The sequence below is a fragment of the Oligella urethralis DSM 7531 genome, assembly GCF_000372065.1.
GTDB lineage: Bacteria > Pseudomonadota > Gammaproteobacteria > Burkholderiales > Burkholderiaceae_B > Oligella > Oligella urethralis.
Map to the genome: position 1 here is coordinate 119,286 of NZ_AQVB01000002.1, position 15,055 is coordinate 134,340.

General features: G+C 48.6%; 10 protein-coding genes. 5 read left to right on the forward strand and 5 right to left on the reverse strand.

Translation table 11 applies throughout. The features are described from left to right. Window positions 1–19 precede the first annotated feature (19 nt). The 3 genes from lspA to ribF are packed head-to-tail and all read right to left on the reverse strand — an operon-like array spanning window position 20 to window position 4,470. Window positions 20–574 carry a signal peptidase II gene (gene lspA, locus A3GA_RS0102130; protein WP_018025736.1) on the reverse strand — a complete coding sequence of 185 codons (555 nt, stop codon included), beginning with the start codon at window positions 572–574 and terminating at the stop codon, window positions 20–22. Next, the gene (ileS, locus tag A3GA_RS0102135; protein WP_026156754.1) at window positions 567–3,437 is read right to left on the reverse strand and encodes an isoleucine--tRNA ligase; all 2,871 of its coding nucleotides are present in this window, start codon (window positions 3,435–3,437) and stop codon (window positions 567–569) included. The genes lspA and ileS overlap by 8 nt, the downstream gene beginning before the upstream one ends. Next, window positions 3,427–4,470: a riboflavin biosynthesis protein RibF gene (ribF, locus tag A3GA_RS0102140; RefSeq protein WP_018025738.1), complete on the reverse strand. Its 1,044-nt coding sequence runs from the start codon at window positions 4,468–4,470 to the stop codon at window positions 3,427–3,429. The genes ileS and ribF overlap by 11 nt, the downstream gene beginning before the upstream one ends. A gap of 73 nt (window positions 4,471–4,543) precedes the next feature. On the opposite strand from ribF, the gene purN reads away from it, so the two are divergent. From purN to A3GA_RS0102160, 4 genes are all read left to right on the forward strand, one after another. Beyond that, on the forward strand, window positions 4,544–5,257 hold the full coding sequence (gene purN, locus A3GA_RS11145; protein WP_018025739.1) for a phosphoribosylglycinamide formyltransferase: 714 nt from the start codon (window positions 4,544–4,546) through the stop codon (window positions 5,255–5,257). Between the two features lies 1 nt (window position 5,258). Continuing rightward, window positions 5,259–6,623 (forward strand): RsmB/NOP family class I SAM-dependent RNA methyltransferase, encoded by a 1,365-nt coding sequence (locus tag A3GA_RS11150; protein WP_018025740.1) that lies wholly within the window; start codon window positions 5,259–5,261, stop codon window positions 6,621–6,623. A 61-nt stretch (window positions 6,624–6,684) separates the two neighbouring features. After that, window positions 6,685–8,973: a UvrD-helicase domain-containing protein gene (locus tag A3GA_RS0102155; RefSeq protein ID WP_018025741.1), complete on the forward strand. Its 2,289-nt coding sequence runs from the start codon at window positions 6,685–6,687 to the stop codon at window positions 8,971–8,973. 23 nt (window positions 8,974–8,996) lie between these two features. Continuing rightward, on the forward strand, window positions 8,997–9,305 hold the full coding sequence (locus A3GA_RS0102160) for a hypothetical protein (RefSeq protein WP_018025742.1): 309 nt from the start codon (window positions 8,997–8,999) through the stop codon (window positions 9,303–9,305). A 132-nt stretch (window positions 9,306–9,437) separates the two neighbouring features. On the opposite strand, the gene A3GA_RS0102165 is transcribed toward A3GA_RS0102160, so the two are convergent. Next, entirely contained in the window at window positions 9,438–9,710 is a 273-nt protein-coding gene (locus tag A3GA_RS0102165) for an oxidative damage protection protein (protein ID WP_018025743.1), read from the reverse strand. Window position 9,711: 1 nt separating this feature from the next. After that, the gene (gene argA, locus A3GA_RS0102170) at window positions 9,712–11,085 is read right to left on the reverse strand and encodes an amino-acid N-acetyltransferase (RefSeq protein ID WP_018025744.1); all 1,374 of its coding nucleotides are present in this window, start codon (window positions 11,083–11,085) and stop codon (window positions 9,712–9,714) included. A gap of 139 nt (window positions 11,086–11,224) precedes the next feature. Here argA and hrpA point away from each other — a divergent pair, with 139 nt between their 5' ends. Then, a complete protein-coding gene (gene hrpA / locus A3GA_RS0102175; RefSeq protein ID WP_018025745.1) occupies window positions 11,225–15,046 on the forward strand; it encodes an ATP-dependent RNA helicase HrpA in 3,822 nt (1,273 codons plus the stop codon). Window positions 15,047–15,055 lie beyond the last annotated feature (9 nt).

A 15,055-nucleotide genomic window follows, 5' to 3' on the forward strand; every position in this document is an offset into this window, starting at 1 on the left:
ATGCATTCTCCTCTGTCGTTTAGACTTGCTTCTGTCGTCGAATTCTAAGTAATTCGTCCAGTATTAATAAGCCAGCGCCCACGGTAATAAAGCAGTCGGCTAAGTTAAAGGCGGGGAAGTAACGATCGCCCCAGTAAAACAGTAAAAAATCAATCACATGACCGAGTAGCAAACGATCGATCAAATTGCCTAAAGCCCCCGCTAGAATTAAGGTCAGCGCCAAATTAAATAATGATTTAGCAGGATTGCGTCGCAGCAAATAAATAATCACGGCGCTAGCAATGAGACTGAGGGCAGCAAAAAACCAACGCTGCCAACCTCCGTGATTGGCTAGAAAACTAAAGGCCGCCCCGGTGTTATAGACCAAAATAAAATCAAAAAATGGCAGTATATTCAGGCGCTCAGCAAACTGGAAATTTAGTTCAAAATACCATTTACTGAGTTGATCTAACACAATCAAGACGGCTGCAATCACTAACCATCGACTCAGGGGCCAGTGGCTCTGAGCAAGCGTTGCTGTCGGCTTTTTATGAGCCGACAAGGTTTGCGCTTGAGACTCTGCCGGCTTAGGCATAGTGACGTTCCTCGCCGTGCGTGGTCAGATTTTCAATGCAGCGACCGCAAATGCCTGGGTGCTCAGGATCCTCATTAACATCCTCACGATAATGCCAACAACGTTCACATTTCTCATGGTTAGAGGCTGTAATTTCAAAGCGCGGCTCGGTACTGTCGGCAGCGGCTTGATGAAGTGTGGCGCGCGATACGATAAAGACAAAGCGTAAATCATCCGCTAAGCTCTTAAGCAACTCATAATCCTCGCCAGTCGCATAAATATCGACCTCAGCCTGTAGGGCAGAACCGATTTTACCTGCGCTGCGCACCTCCTCTAAGTCTTTATTGAGTCGTGCACGAATTTCAAGTATGCGTGCCCATTTCGCCAGTAATACGTCAGCATCCTCAATCGCAGGTAGGGTTTCAAAGACCTCGGTAAAAATAGTTAAGCCATCTGCTAGTGCCGTGTTTTTAAGGAAAGTGCGGCGCATCTCAGTCCACGCCTCCTCACATGTAAATGAGAGGATGGGGGCCATCAGTTTGACCAAGGTCATGGTGATGTAATAAAGGGCTGTTTGCGCTGAACGACGCGCAAGGCTTTCCTTAGCCGTGGTGTAGAGGCGGTCCTTTAAAATATCCAAATAGAAAGCGCCTAAGTCCTCTGAGCAATAGATCTGCAAGCGATGCACTGCTGGGTGGAACTCATACTTGTCATAGAGTTTTTGGATATAGTCCTGCATCGTGGCCGCTGAGGCAATGGCAAAACGATCCACTTCCAGTAGCTCATCAAGGGCAACTAAATCCTTAGTCACATCAAAATCGCTGAGATTACCTAGGAGGAAGCACAGGGTATTACGAATCCGGCGATAGCTCTCAACCACACGTTTTAAGATCTGATCGGAAATCGATAACTCACCCGAGTAGTCGGTAGCCGCCGTCCATAGACGAATAATCTCTGCACCGAGGGTATCAGACACCTGCTGGGGCGCAATGACATTACCCAGGGACTTACTCATTTTGCGACCATTGCCGTCCACCACAAAGCCGTGTGTCAATAAACCGTTGTAGGGTGGACGACCATAGAGCATGGACGAGGTCAAGAGAGAAGAGTGGAACCAGCCGCGATGCTGATCCGAGCCCTCTAAGTAAAGATCGGCAGGCCAGCGTAAATCATCGGCATGGGAACCCTTGAATTCGTGGTTTTGACCGCCCATCACATGCACATGCGTGGTGCCTGAATCAAACCAGACATCTAAGGTGTCTTGGTTTTTCTCATACTGATCGGCCTCATCACCGAGGAAATCCGAAACCCTAACCGACTGCCAGATCTCGATACCTTCTTTTTCGACGAGTTTAGCAATGTCCTCTAACAGCTCAATGGTGCGAGGGTGTAATTCTCCTGTTTCCTTATGCACAAAGAATGCCATCGGTACACCCCACTGACGTTGACGCGAGAGGGTCCAGTCTGGGCGGTTGGCAATCATATTGTGCAAGCGGGCACGACCCCAGGTAGGATAGAAGTTAGTATTTTCCACGCCCTCTAAGGCGATTTCACGTAAGCTGCGAGTGTCGTCATGGGCCGTTCTGTCCATGCCAGCGAACCATTGGCTAGTAGCACGATAAATCACTGGTGTCTTATGACGCCAGCAGTGCATGTAGCTGTGGTTAAGCTTTTCGAACTTAAGCAAATTGCCAGCAGCCTTTAAGGCCTCAACAATTTTAGGATTGGCATCCCAGATTTTCATGCCGCCAAACAGGGCTAAGCTATCGGCGTAAACACCATTACCCATAACCGGGTTTAGGATCTCATCATCCTGCATACCGTATTGCTTACAACTAATAAAGTCCTCCACACCATACGCTGGTGAGGAGTGCACAATACCGGTACCAGCATCAACCGTGACATAATCGGCTAAATTAATCTTTGATAAGCGGTTGTAGCCCGGATCCATTTTTGCTAATGGATGGTAAAAGCCAATACCTTCAAGCGCTGCGCCTGTACACGTTGCTATCACTTCGCCGCTTAAACCATAAGCTGCAAGACAATCTTCATAGCGATCCTTGGCCAAGATTAATAGCTCACCACTGGCAGGGCGCGGGCTGACCTTGACTAACACATAGTCTAACTCAGGGTGTACGTTAAGCGCTTGGTTAGCAACCAGGGTCCAGGGGGTGGTGGTCCAGATAGCCACGGCGCCATCGGCAATGCTGTCAAGTCCAAAGGCCTTGGCCACTTTGTCTTTTTCAGCAAAGGGGAAGGCCACATCAACTGCCGGATCCATGCGATCCTGATACTCTACCTCGGCTTCAGCCAGGGCTGAACCGCAATCAAAACACCAATTGACCGGTTTTAAGCCACGGAAGACGTAGCCCTTTTCGATCATTTTAGCGAGGGCACGAATCTCATCGGCTTCGTTTTGATAGTTCAGGGTGAGATAAGGATTATCCCACTGACCTAAGACACCAAGGCGAATAAAGTCCTCGCGTTGGTTAGCGATTTGCTCCATAGCATAGGCACGTGCTTTAGCCATCATCTCTTTCGTGGCTAGGTTTTTGCCGTACTGCTTTTCGATTTGAATTTCAATCGGCATACCGTGACAGTCCCAGCCTGGCACAAACGGTGCATCAAAGCCTGACATATTGCGGCTTTTGAGAATAATATCCTTGAGAATTTTATTAACAGCGTGACCGATGTGGATACTACCATTAGCATAGGGAGGGCCATCATGCAAAATAAACTTAGGTCGACCTTTTGAGGCTTCACGAATTGCTTCGTAGACCTTTTTTTCTTGCCATTCTTTAACCCAAACGGGTTCGCGCTTTGCTAAATTACCTCGCATGGGGAATTGGGTTCCCGGGAGGTTTAATGTATCTTTATAGTCCATGCTGATTAAAATATTCACGAGCAGTGTCCAAGTCTTGATTCATGGCACTGACTAGGGTTTCTAAATTAGGAAATTTTTCTTCGTCCCGTACATGCTGTAGGAACTCGACTGTTACTAGTTTACCGTAAGCATCGATGTTTGTATCTATCAGGTGCACTTCAAGTAGCACTTCGCCATTGGCAGTGACCGTCGGTCTGACGCCTAAACTGGCAATGCCAGCCATGGCAGGGTAATGAGCGCTTAATTGGTGCAGCGGTGACTCATGCGCTGAGGTGCTGGACGGCGCCTGAATTGTCGTAGGCGGAATCAGACCTCTGACTTTGACCACATACACCCCAGAACGAATAGCACAGTGGGGCATCAGCTTAATATTCAAGGTCGGATAGCCCAAGGTACGCCCCAGTTTTTTGCCGTGCGTGACACGACCGCTGATACTGTAAGGACGTCCTAAAAAACGATTGGCCGCTGCGATATCGCCAAAGGATAAGGCATTACGTAACTCGGTACTGGAATAGCGGATACCGTGAGAGTCATTTACATCCTCAATGGTTTCCACTTCAAAGCCATGGCGCTGACCGTAAGTGCGGAGTAAGGCGAGATCGCCCTCACGTTTATGACCGAAACGAAAATCTTGCCCCACGAGTAAATAGCGTAGTTTAAGCTGCTTGACGAGAATTTCTTCAATATAAGCAGTCGGTGAGGTATGTGCTAGTGCTTCATTAAAATGACTGAGCGAAACAAAGTCAGCGCCCAAAAGGCGTAAGCTGCAGATTTTATCTCTGAGGGTACTAATGCGTGTTGGTATTAATTCGGGACGCTTATTCAGAAGCGCAAAATACTCTCGCGGATGTGGTGTAAAGGTCATCACCCCCATCGCCAAGCCTCGTTGAGTCGCTGCTTTTTTAAGACGATAGAGGAGGCTGGCGTGGCCGCAATGGACGCCGTCAAAATTGCCAATGGTCAGGGCGGTGCCGGGATAGTCCACCGCATCTAGGCTAAATGAGTCGGGAATAATGGTATTTTTCACGGGCATCAGTTTAACATGAACCGCCCCACTGGCTTGCTATAATGAAGGTTTTTCCGCACAACATTACTAGTGATTATTTATGAGTTCAAGCATTGAGATGACGCTTTCTACCCGTTCGCAAGCAGCAGCGACTAAAACGCAACGCATCGTGATTTTAATTTCTGGTCGCGGTTCTAATATGCAGTCAATCGTGCGGATGGCCCAAGCGCGCCAGGATATGGAGGTGGTGGCCGTGATCGCTAATCGTGCTGATAGCGCTGGTTTACTGTGGGCCAAGGAGCAGGGGATTAGCACGCAGTTAGTTGCGCACCGTGACTACCCCGATCGTTTGGCTTTTGATCGCGCCTTGATGGCGTGTATTGATAGCTATCAGCCAGATTGGGTGATTTTGGCCGGATTTATGCGTATTCTAACGGATGTTTTTGTCAGCCACTACATGGCTAAACTCATTAATATTCATCCTTCATTATTACCCTTATTTCCCGGTTTGGATACACATCAGCGAGCGTTGGAGGCCGGTTGTACCGTACATGGTAGCACGGTGCATTTTGTGACCCCCGAGTTAGATGCAGGTCCTACCATTGCGCAGTCATTGGTGCCCGTGTTGCCGAGTGATGATGAAGCGAGTTTGACGTCGCGCGTACTAGCGATCGAGCATCAGTTGTACCCGGCGGTTATTGATTATTTAGTCAGTGGTGTTTGTTATTTAGATGAGCAAGAACAGGTGCAGTGGACTAAGCCAGCGCAGCGATTATTTGCTCACCCTGGGTTAAAGGATTTTTTGAGTAATTAAGATGGTCAAACAGAGAAAAAAGCCCACCTCAGGCCGTGTTCGTCATATTGCCGGTGGCACTAAAGGCAGCGTTACAGCGCACCATAAAGCGCGAAGTCCGGCCGATTTTGCAACGGTACGCCTCCAGCAATTACAGCGGGTGCTGACTGAGATTTTGAAGTTTAAGCATCCTGCTGATGCGGTTTTATCCCAGTGGTTTCGAGAGCATCGTTCACTGGGTTTGCGTGACCGTGCTGAGATTGCAGAGACGGTGTTTGATATTTTGCGACACTTGCGCCTTTATCGTCATTTTGCTCAAAGCGGTGAGGGCAGTGAGTATCGTCGTTTGGCTATCTTGGGGCTCGCTGCAACCAATGGTGAGGACTATGTTGCTGGGCTGTTGACACCCTTCGAGGCCGAGTGGTTGGCGCATGTTAAGGCCTTGCCCTTAGAGGGGATGGCGTGGGAGGTGCGTCATAGCCTGCCTGACTGGTTGGCTGCAAAGTTTCGTGATTTACCGGCTGCAGACCGTTTAGTAGAGGCTTTAAACAACAAGGCGCCTTTGGATTTGCGCGTTAATCCCTTAAAAATTCAGCGTGATGAGGCACTTCAGTTGATGCAAGCGGCGCCCTATGCGGCAGCGGAGCCGGAGCCAAGTAAATTTTCCCCTTGGGGTATTCGTCTGGCAAATAAACCGGCGATTAACCACTGGCCTTTATTTAAGAATGGCAGTTTGGAGGTGCAGGACGAGGGTAGCCAAATTCTCTGTGCCTTGGTGGGGCCGCGGCGTAGCGATATGGTGATTGATTTTTGTGCCGGTGCCGGTGGCAAGACTTTATTACTCGGGGCGATGATGCGTTCAGCCGGTCGATTATACGCCTTTGATGTGTCCGAGGCGCGTTTAGCCAGAGCACGTCCGCGTCTGTCACGCAGTGGTTTGTCTAATGTCACCCCAGTGGTGATTGCGAATGAAAATGATCCACGGGTTAAGCGCTTAGCAGGCAAAGCTGAACGGGTCTTGGTGGATGCGCCTTGTAGCGGCTTTGGTACCTTACGCCGTAATCCAGATATGAAGTGGCGTCAAAGTCCGGCGGCACTCGCCGAGTTATGTGACTTGCAACAGCGCATCTTGCAGAGTGCAGCGCGTTGCGTTGCACCAGGCGGGCGTTTGGTTTACTCGACCTGCAGTGTTTTGCCCGAGGAAAATGAAGCGCAAATCCAGCAGTTTTTGGCGAAGCACTCTGACTTTCGTTTGTTAAATGCTGTGACTACCTTAGGTGATCGCATTCAGGGTCTGACTAGCGAGGATGATTATTTGCGCTTAAGACCAGATGTGCACGGCACCGATGGTTTTTTTGCTGCCGTACTAGAACGGCGCTCAGCCTAATCGACGACACGGTGATTTGATACAGTCGCATGTTTTTAATTAAAGGAACTCGAATTCAAAGATGCTTGAGCAATTAAACCCTGAGCAACGTAGTGCAGTGACCACCGATCAACAGCATGTGCTGGTGTTAGCGGGGGCCGGCAGTGGCAAGACTAAGGTCTTAACCAGTCGTATGGCGTGGTTAATTCAGCAGGGCTTAAGTCCTGCTTCTTTATTAGCAGTGACTTTTACGAATAAGGCTGCTAAAGAGATGCTGTCACGCTTGGCCTCGATTACCCCTCTCAATACCCGCAGTATGTGGATTGGTACCTTCCACGGGCTATGTAATCGAATGTTGCGCGCGCATTATCGTGATGCTGGCTTAGCGCAGCAGTTTCATATTCTTGATAGCTCGGATCAGCAATCGGCGATTAAGCGTCTTTTAAAAACGCATTCAATTGATGTTGAAAAGTTTCCTGTGCGTGATGTGCAACGCTTTATTAATGCTCATAAGGAAAAGGGCGAGCGTGCGAGTGATTTGCAGGCTTGGGATCCACACAGCGCGAAATTAATTGAGTTATTTCAGCTTTATGATGAGCAATGTCAGCGCGAGGGGGTGGTGGACTTTACCGAGCTGTTGCTACGCTGCTATGAGTTGCTAAGCCGTAATCAATTGATCCGAGAGCATTATCAGCGGCGCTTTCAGCATATTTTGATTGATGAATTCCAAGATACGAACGATTTGCAATATCGTTGGTTATGTCTGTTAGCGGGTGGTGGCGCCAGCTTATTTGCTGTGGGTGATGATGATCAGTCGATTTACGCCTTTAGAGGGGCAAATGTCGATAATATGATGGCGTTTGAACGTGACTATGCGCGCGGCAGTATCATCCGCTTGGAGCAGAATTATCGATCTTACGGTCATATCTTAAATAGTGCTAATGCACTTATTAAGCATAATCCTAAGCGCTTAGGTAAGGCCTTATGGACGGAGCGTGGTGAGGGCGAACCGGTGCGTATTATGGAGCTTGATAATGAGCAGGAGGAAGCACGCTGGGTGGTGGATGAGATTCGTTCACTGTGTCGCGAGGGTACAGCACGTCAGGAAATCGCAATTCTGTATCGTAGTAATGCACAATCGCGCGCCCTTGAACATGCCTTATTTAGCGCTGCGATACCGTATCGAGTGTATGGTGGTACCCGTTTCTATGAGCGTCAGGAGATTAAGCATGTGATGGCTTATTTACGCTTAATCCAGAGTTTGAACGATGATACGGCTTTTTTGCGCGTAGTCAATTTTCCGGCCCGTGGTATTGGTGCACGCACCTTGGAGACCTTGGGTGATTATGCGCGCGCCATCGGTTGTAGTTTAGCGATGGCCGTGGGGGCCGTCAGCGGTCGTGGTGGCACGGCCTTAAGCGCCTTTATTGAGCTGATTCAGGCGATGCGTCGTGTTGCTGAAACAGTGAGTTTAGCTGAATTAATCCAACATGTGATAGTGCATGCCGGCCTGAAGACCTATTATGAAAATGAGCGCGAGGGACAGGAGCGTTTAGATAACTTAGAGGAACTTGTTAACGCTGCTCAGGTCTTTAGCTATGAAGAAAACTTCGAGGGCAAAAAGGCCGTAGAGTTAGTTAAGCAGGTGGCGACTGATGTGGAGTTTGCGGTTGAGGAAAGTAGTGCCTTAGCCGAGTTTTTATCGCATGCTTCATTAGAGTCTGGTGATAATCAGGCCGAGCGGGGTGAGGATGCGGTTCAGCTGATGACGATTCATGCGGCCAAGGGTTTGGAGTTTCAGGTGGTCTTCTTAACCGGCTTGGAGGAGGGGTTATTTCCTCATGAAAATAGTCTGCTCGAAGAGGGCGGTCTGGAGGAGGAGCGCCGCTTAATGTATGTGGCCATCACGCGGGCACGGGAGCGGCTGTATATCACGATGGCACGTAGTCGTATGTTATATGGGCAGTCACGATATGCCTTGCGTTCCAGTTTTCTGGATGAAATGCCTGAAGCAGCGCAGAAGTGGCTCTCGCCTAAGGACGTGAGCTATTATGCTGCAGCACGAGGGCAGAGTGCGTGGAGCGGTTCTTCTTTTGGTGGTCGTGCGAACACGGGCGGAGCTGCTTTTCCAGGTGGGACGATTGGGGCAGGCCGCGCCACACAAGCGCAAGCGCCGATGAGCTCAGGTGTACGCGTCGGTGAGCAGCTGTTTAAAATAGGTTTAAGCGTGCGTCATTCACGATTTGGCGAGGGTGTGATTATGCAGTTGCAAGGACAAGGTTCGGATGCCACTGCTAGAATTTATTTCTCCGAACACGGGGAAAAGAATTTAGCCCTCGGTATTGCGAAGCTTGAAATAGTGAAGGCTTAAATCAGTCAGCGAGATAGGAGTTTATGGTGAGTCAAAAATCTTTCTTAAGATTATCCTTAAGCGGTATGGGCATGCTGCTTTGTGTCAGCCTCATATCGGCTTGTAGCTCCTCACAGGAGCTACAGCGTCCGGTCAGTAACCTAGATGGCAAGCAAAGCGCTCAGTCTCGTAGTAGTCAGGGGGCGTGGCGTAGTGGTTCTGGCGTGCAGATTTACGGCACGATTGATGCTGGTTACGGCTATTCTTCAAGCAAAACAACGGTCACACGTCCCGATGGCAGTCGCAGCACCATGCGTTCTAGTCATAGCGGCTTACAGAGTGTTGGGCGCTAGTGGCTTCTTTTGCTGTGCCGATGGTCGCGATGGCTCAGTCTGCGCAAGATTTAATTTAAGCTTTAAAAGTATAAAAGCTGCTTGAGTTTACAAGCAGCTTTTAACTTTATATTGGCTATCAAACGAGGCGCTTTATTGGCTTGGAGGTACGAAGCCATGGGCTTCAACATCCTGATCCTCGAATAAATAGCTTTCCATTTGCCCGGTGAGGTATTTACGCGCACGCGCATCGGCTAGATTTAGGCGATTTTCGTTAACTAAGCGCGTTTGAATATTGATCCAATCCTGCCACGCTTGCTTAGAAATATTTTCCCAAATCTTTTTGCCCAACTCACCTGGGTAGGGAGGGAAGTCTAGACCCTCTTTCTCTTCTTTGTATTTAGCACAGTAAACTAAACGACTCATACTAGATTCCTGATTTAAAATTTTTGAAAAAAATCAAACTGTTGCGATTACGATTGTAATTCAATTGCTTTGACTTGGGCAAATCGCTGACGGAGCCCTGAATAAAGCCACGTTTAATAAACCAATGGGAGGTCCGTGTGGTGAGAACGAACATGCGCTTATAGCCTAAGGCCTTGACGCGTTGTTCAGCGTGGCGCAATAAGGTCTCGCCATCACCGGCATTTTGCCAATCGGGATGGACAATCAAACAAGCCATCTCAGCCATTTTCTCCTCTGGGTAGGGGAAGATGGCAACACAACCGTAAATAACCCCGTCATGCTCTAGCACGGAGAACTTTTCTACATCACGTTCAATGATGCCACGGTCACGCGGCACTAAGGTGCCATCGGCTTCTAGTGGTTGAATTAAGCTTAAAATCGCCCCAATATCATCCACGGTAGCGGGGCGTAGGTCATCCAGTGAGTCTTCCACCACCATCGTACCGACCCCATCGTGGGTAAAATACTCAAGTAACAAGGAGCCGTCAATTTCAAAAGGTATTAAGTGTGCGCGCTTGACCCCGCGACGTACTGCTTCGGTGGCCCATTTAAGATAGGACTGAGTCTGTGGTTCTAGCAGCTTTGAGGCAATTAAGCGCTCGGCTTCGGCACGAGCTAACTCGGTAATCAAGGTGCCTTCTGCATCTCGCACACGATTGTCCTGCGTGACAAAAAGCAGCTTGTCCGCCTGCAAGGCACCTGCAATGCTGGTCGCTAATTCCTCCATGGCCAGATTAAAAGCCTCACCTGTCGGTGAAAAGCCGATGGGAGAGAGGAGCACAATGGCATTGAGTGCGAGTGCTTTGCGGATTGAGTCTAAGTCAAATTTACGTACCTTGCCCGTGTGCTTATAATCAACCCCATCAACCACACCGACGGGTTGTGCAATCACAAAGTTACCGGAAATGATATGGATTTGTGAATTGGACATGGGGGTGTTAGGCAGCCCCTGACTAAAGGCGGCCTCAATATCTAAACGAATTTCACCGGCTACCTCTTTACAGCATTCGAGTACATCCACCGCGGTGGGCTCAATCACGCCACGTTGTAGCTGAGTGTCAATGCCTTTAAGTTTAAGCTGCTGATTTACTTGAGGGTGAGACCCATACACCACCACCAGCTGCACGCCGAGCGCACTGAGGAGGGAGAGATCGATAACCAAGTTATTCAGCTTGGATTCCTCAATTAACTCACCCCCAAAGGCAATCACAAAGGTTTTACCTCGTACCTCACGCACATAAGGCGCCACCTCCCTAAACCATCGCACGAATTGGGTCGGTGCAAATTCAGCGGCTTCAAGCGCTGAAACGGTCTCAATTTCCTGTGGGTTTGACATGGCTGCTTAAACCTCTTTGCTAATAATATAATGAGTAAACCTTTGATTTTAGCCTAAATCGCAGTCTTGTATAATCCTAATCAGGCACAATCTACTAAGCCTTAAAAAATTTATAAAATTATTACTACTACAATTAGCTATGCAAAAATCACAAGATCGAGACAGCTCAGATCTTTCATCTAAAGTAGCCCTATCGCAGACTAAACAACTGCCACCGTTTATCGACTTTCCTGAAGATTTACCGGTGAGCGAGTGCAGAGCGGAAATTCAAAACGCACTAGCGCAACACCAAGTGATTATTGTGGCGGGTGAAACCGGTTCGGGTAAAACAACGCAATTGCCGAAAATTTGCTTAGCCATGGGGCGCGGTCAAGATAAAATGATTGCCCATACTCAACCACGGCGCATTGCTGCTGTGTCTGTCGCCAAGCGTATTGCGCAAGAACTAAAGACTGAGGTTGGGCAATTAGTGGCTTATCAGGTGCGCTTTAATGAGCGTAGCGGACCTCGTTCGCAGATTAAGCTGATGACAGATGGTATTTTATTGGCCGAAACCCAACGTGATCCGCTATTAAAACGTTATGACACCATTATTATTGATGAGGCGCATGAACGCAGTTTAAATATTGATTTTCTGTTGGGCTTTTTAAAAAATCTACTCCCTAAGCGACCTGATTTGAAAGTGATCATTACCTCGGCCACCATTGATGCTGAGCGTTTTGCTGAGCATTTTAAGGATGCCGAGGGTCGTCCCGCGCAATTGATTGAGGTGAGCGGGCGCATGTATCCAGTGGAAATACGTTATCAACGTGAGGATAGTTATGGCGCGGTGAGCGACGATGGGGATGAGGATAATGAGCAGCCTGACTTGAGTGAGATGATTAGCGATGCGGTCAGTGAATGTATACGCTCTGGTCCAGGTGATATTCTGGTGTTTTTGCCTGGAGAGCGAGAAATTCGCGAGGCGGCGGAGGTGTTGCGCCAAGTTAATCAGCAAGGTTTGGAGGTGTTACCACTGTTTGCGCGCATGTCGCAAGCTGATCAGGAGCGTATTTTCAAGCCGAGCACCAATCTTCGTCGAGTCATTCTCGCCACCAACGTTGCCGAAACGTCTTTGACGGTACCAGGGATTCGTTTTGTGGTTGATAGCGGTTTGGCACGGGTTAAGCGCTATTCGTGGCGTAATAAGGTGGAGCAGTTGCAGATTGAGCCGATCTCCAAGGCGGCAGCCAATCAGCGTGCTGGCCGTTGTGGTCGCTTGGGGCCGGGTATCTGTATTCGTCTATACTCTGAAGAGGATTTTAAGCGCCGTCCGGATTATACTGATCCCGAGGTGCTGCGTTCCTCATTAGCCTCTGTGATTTTGCGTATGAAGGCGTTGCGCTTGCATGATATTGAGGCGTTTCCCTTTGTCGATAAACCAAGCGGCCGAGCGATTGCCGATGGCTATCATTTACTGCAGGAATTGGGTGCCTTAAATGAGCATAATCGCTTGACCTCGACTGGTCGTATGCTGTCGCGGCTACCCTTAGATCCCAAAATTGCACGCATGATTTTGGCTGCAAAAGAGCATCATTGTTTGACTGAAATGTGCATTATCGCTGCGGCCTTATCCATTCAGGATCCACGAGAACGCCCCTTTGAAGCGCAGGAAGCCAGTACCCAAGCACATGCGAAGTTTCGTGATAAAGAGTCGGAGTTTATTTCTTATTTAAAGCTCTGGAGTTGGTATCAAGAGCAATATGAGAGCCGTGAGTCAAATCGCAAATTGCAACGCCAGTTACGTAAGGAGTTTTTATCCCCGCTACGCCTAAGAGAGTGGCAAGATATTCATCAGCAAATTAGGCAGTTGGTAGAGGAGCAACAATGGCGTTTTAATCAGGTTGACGCTACCTATGAGGAATTGCATCGAGCCTTATTAAGCGGCTTATTGGGTAATATCGGTTTACGCAGTGAAAGCGTGCGTGAATATGAGGGCGCCCGCGGTATTCGCTTTGTGGTGCACCCGAGCTCCTATTTACAGCGACGGGCGGCAAAGTGGATTATGGCAGCCGAGTTAGTAGAAACCACACGCCTCTTTGCACGCACCGTAGCCCGGGTGGAGCCGCAATGGATAGAGCAAGCAGGTCGCCATTTATTAAAAAAGCTCTATTCTGAACCACATTTTGACCCGCGTCGCGGTCAGGTGATGGTGTATGAGCGAGCGACCCTCTATGGTTTACAGCTTTATCAGGGGCGCAAGATTAGTTATGCGCGACTGGACCCTGCCCATGCACGGGAGTTATTTATTCGTGAGGCCTTGGTGGCGGGCGCAATACGGCAAAACTTGCCTTTTTTGACGCATAACTTGCGCTTGATTGAGGAGATTGAGCATTTAGAACATAAGTCACGTCGCCAAGACATCTTGGTGGATGATGAGTTAATTTATCGCTTCTATGATCAATATATTCCTCAGGATATGCACCAAGTGGCGACGTTGGAGCATTGGTATAAAAATCTCTCAAGCGCAGAGCAGGCACAACTAAAACTGAATAAAGATGAGTTAATGCGGCATGAGGCTGCCGGTATCAGTACCGAGCAATTTCCTAAGTATTTAGAGTTAGATGGTTTAAGCTTAAAATTAACTTATCATTTTGAGCCTGGTTCACCTAAAGACGGGGTGACCATGGAGGTGCCGGTGTATGCTTTAAAGCAGATCAATCCAATCCACACGCAATGGTTAGTGCCGGGCATGCTTAAGGAAAAGGTCGCCCTGTTGTTACGCTCATTGCCGCAGCGCTTACGGCGCCATTGTGTGCCGATTCCAGACTATGCCGAACAATTTGTCGAGGCCGTGTCCGCTGCACCGGCCTTAAAAGAAAAGCCGCTCTTATCCGTCTTGATTGATGATATTTGGCAGCAAACAAGGGTGCGGGTACAGAGCACAGATTTTAAAGAGGAAACGATTCCGCCGCATCTCTCGATGATTTATAAAGTGGTCGATGAGCATGGGCGGATGTTGAGTTCTAGTCGTAATTTGGCTTTATTAAAGGCTGAGCATGCGCCAGCCGCTGAACAAAGCTTTAAAGAATTGCTGGGAGAGGATAGGGGTACGCAAGCCACCCTAGAAGACCATCAGCATATTAGCAGCTGGGATTTTGGTGAATTACCAGAATTACTGGAGCTTAAGCGTGGACGACAAACCGTGGTCGGTTACCCCGCTCTCGTGGATCAGGGTAATGATTGTCGCATTGATGTATTTGATGAGCTGCATGAGGCGACCGCAGCGCATCGCCAGGGTTTGATCCGCCTCTTTAAAATCGCCCTAAAGGAGCAAATTCGCTACCTTTCAAAAAATCTCAAGGCGCTGCCACAGTTAGGCATGCTCTATCTGAGTCTAGGGACGCAAGAGGAGTTACAAGAAGAAATTATTGATTGTGCGCTGATTCAATCGTGTTTAGCTACGCCATGGCCGAGTGATGAAGCAAGCTTTAATGAACGGGTGAGGGATGCCAAAGGGCGCTTTGGTCTGTTATTGCAGGAAGTCATCCGCTTATTGCAACAAATTATGAATGAATGGGCCACGGCTTTAAAAAAATTGAACCTCATTAAAGCGCATAAAAAGGCCTATGAAGATATTTCACAGCAGCTTAATACGCTGATTTATAAGGGCTTTGTAAGTCGTGTTGACTATAATATCCTACAGCATTACCCACGTTACCTAAGAGCGGTACAATTGCGTATTGATAAATTAAAAAATGACCCTAGCCGCGATCAGCATTTGATGCATGATGTGCAGCTGTTGCAATCGAAGTATCAGCGTCGCTTATCCCAGCTTAAGGGAGTACCTGATCCGCAGATGGATGAGTTTGCTTATTTATTGCAAGAATTACGGGTGGCTTTATTTGCGCAGGAGTTGCGTACGCCCATGCCGGTTTCCGTCAAGCGTTTGGAAAAAGCGTGGCATAGTATGTCACACTAACATAGTAGT